Source organism: Micromonospora rosaria, from assembly GCF_001567585.1.
Lineage (GTDB): Bacteria > Actinomycetota > Actinomycetes > Mycobacteriales > Micromonosporaceae > Micromonospora > Micromonospora rosaria.
In genome coordinates this window covers 1-2,298 of sequence record NZ_LRQV01000274.1, presented here as the reverse complement: position 1 = coordinate 2,298, position 2,298 = coordinate 1, and the positions used below count along the sequence as shown (strand labels likewise).

At 72.7% G+C, this 2,298-nt stretch carries 2 protein-coding genes; one reads left to right on the top strand and one right to left on the bottom strand.

Annotated features, from left to right (window positions below):
- Positions 1-12: 12 nt before the first annotated feature.
- Positions 13-1,515: an HtaA domain-containing protein gene (locus AWW66_RS31920; protein WP_067374500.1), complete on the bottom strand. Its 1,503-nt coding sequence runs from the start codon at positions 1,513-1,515 to the stop codon at positions 13-15.
- Positions 1,516-1,709: 194 nt separating this feature from the next.
- Between AWW66_RS31920 and AWW66_RS34145 the strand changes: the two genes are divergently transcribed.
- The coding region (locus tag AWW66_RS34145; RefSeq protein WP_067374498.1) for a hypothetical protein at positions 1,710-2,298 on the top strand (589 nt) is incomplete at its 3' end.

Below are 2,298 nucleotides of genomic sequence, written 5' to 3'. Positions count from 1 at the left end.
CCCGGTGCCGACCTAGGAGAGGGTCAGGGTGAGGGTCGCGCTGTAGTCGCCCGGCACGGCGGACGCCGGGACGCCCAGGTTGAGCTGGGCGCCACAGGTGAAGGTGCCGTTGCTCGCGCCGGTGGCCGAGGTGCACAGCGACCGGGCCGAACCCAGGCCGGAGCCGGGTGCGGCGGCGGTGCCGGGGGTGACCACACCGGGCGTGCCGCCCAGCGGGTCGTCGACCACCGTCGCGGTCGGCACCCAGCCGAGGCTGTCGGCGGCGATGGTGCCGCCACCGGCCGAGGCGAAGTCGGAGACCTGGCCGACCAGGCTCCAGCCGGCGTTGGTGCCGCGCAGGTCGGACACGGTGGCGTCGTGCAGCGCCCCGCTGGCCACCTCGCCGTTGCTGACGGCCGGCAGGGCGACCGTGTTGCCGGCCACGCCGAGGGTCAGCGGGCCGCCGGTGACGGTGGCGGTGATCCGCTGGTCGGCGTCGCCGCCACCCGGGCCGCCGGTGGTGGCGAAGGTCACCGGGGTGAAGGTGTCCTGGCTGCGGTCGGCCGAGCCCCGGGCCGCGAAGGTGATCACGTAGCACTGCACGGCCGTGCAGTCGATCTGGTCACCGTTGCGGTCGGTGTAGACCGCGCTGATCGGCAGGGTGGTGCTGAACGTGCCGTCGGCGGCGAGCCGGTCGCGGGCCTCCGTCGGCTCGTTCGTCTTGTTGATCCACTTGGTGACCTGCAGGACACTCGAGTTCGCCCAGTGCTCGGCGACCTTGGGTCCGAAGGAGAGGTAGAACCCGGCCGCGTTGTTGGCCTCCGGGTCGAAACCGCTGCCCTGCACGGTGATGGTCGCCCCGGCCGGGTCGAGCCCGCTGGCCGGCGTGACGGTGACCGCGGGCCCGGCCGGCTCGACGTCACCACCCGTGGTGAAGGTGAACGACAGCGGGTCGAGGGCGTCACCGGCGGCGTAGAAACCGTTGAAGGCGGAGGCGCCCGCGGTGGTCAGCGTCGCCGCCAGGTTGGTGCCGGTCACCGTGCCGTCGCCACCACCGGTGCTGCCGCTGAGAGTGGCGATGGTGGCCTGCCGGACCGACACCGGCTCGGCCGCCGTGCTGGTCAGGTCGACGTCGGCCTTCAGCGCGGTGGTGCCGCCGGAGACGGAGACCGTCGGGTTGGCCAGCTTGATGGTGAAGAAGTGCGCCGGGTACGAGAAGACGATCGCGCCGCCGTACTCGGCGCTGGTCGTCCCGGTGGCGGCGTCGTGGGTGCCGCCCGTCGACGGGAAGGTGAACGTCCCGTCGGCGTTGATGGTGGCGCCGTTGCTCGCCGCGATCGGCGGGTTCCCGTTGCCGGTCTTCACATAGTTGCGGAAGGACGCCTTGAAACCCCAGGTCAGGCTGCCTCCGGTGATGTCGGCCTCGGCCGCCGAGGCGGGGCCGGCGCCTACGAGTGCGGCCGATGCGCCGAGGACGGCGACCGCCGCCCACCGCATCGACCGTCGCCAGGCGGTACCGGCTCTGGATCGGACCATGCTGTTTCCCTTCACGAACCTGTTACGGACGGTGTCTGAGGTTAGGCAAACCTAATCATCGCCGCATCCGGCGTCCGGGCGGAAGATCTTGATCCGAAGAACCCCTTGTGAACAGCGTCTTCGTGATTTAGGTTAGGCAAACCTTAGCTACGGTCGGTGCGCTCGCCGGCCTGATCCGTCATGTGAGGAGCCCGATGCGCACACTGCGTCGCGCCGTCCTGCCCGCAACACTGGTCACCCTGAGTGTCTTCGTCGGTGGTGCGCCGGCGCAGGCCGGCACCGCGCGCGGCCCCGAGGGGCAGCAGCTCACCGCCACGCCGAGCACCGGCGTGAGCCGGAGCGGGGCGACGGTCACCGTCTCCGGCCGGGGGTACGACACCGCCAAGGGCATCTACGTCGCGTTCTGTGTGGACAACGGGGCCGGCCAGGCACCGGGGCCGTGCGGGGGCGGGGCCGACATGAGCGGCAGCCTCGGCGCCTCGCACTGGATCTCGTCCAACCCGCCCGCGTACGGCGAGGGCCTGGCCACCCCGTACGGGTCGGGCGGGACGTTCCGGGTCACCCTGAAGGTCGACCCGACGATCGGGGACGTCGACTGCACCACCCGCCGCTGCGTGGTGGCCACCCGGGCCGACCACACCCGCTCCGCGGACCGCTCCCAGGACGTCCGGGTGCCGGTGACCTTCGCCGCCGCGCCCGCCCCGAGCCGCCCCGGCACGGCCCCCACGACCAGCGGCGGCACCGGTACCACCGGCGGCAGCGGCAGCACCGGCGGCGGCGCGG

Coding starts and splice junctions, on each gene's coding strand:
- AWW66_RS31920 (WP_067374500.1), bottom strand. CDS start 1,515: ATGGTCCGATCCAGAGCCGGTACCGCCTGGCGACGGTCGATGCGGTGG.